This window comes from Methanoculleus sp. UBA413 (assembly GCF_002502935.1).
GTDB lineage: Archaea > Halobacteriota > Methanomicrobia > Methanomicrobiales > Methanoculleaceae > Methanoculleus > Methanoculleus bourgensis.
In genome coordinates this window covers 2,287-2,532 of the sequence record NZ_DAQR01000118.1, presented here as the reverse complement: position 1 = coordinate 2,532, position 246 = coordinate 2,287, and positions in this window count along the sequence as shown.

Genomic DNA, 246 nt, shown 5'->3' with positions numbered 1-246 from the left:
CCGGCCGGATCCGGGAGTTCATCAGGGAGGAGAGGATCCCGGCGGTCAAGTGCGGGGGATCCTGGCGGATCAAACGCTCGGAACTTGAGAGGATCATGAACGAGGGTTTCTAGGACATGCTCTGGAGAGACAGGACTGCAGTTGCAACCCCACAAAGCAATTTTTTGAAGATGTCCGGGGCTGTCGCCTTTCCGGGGGAGACCCACAAATCCCAAACCCCCGCGGCGAAGAGCCGCCACGGTCCAC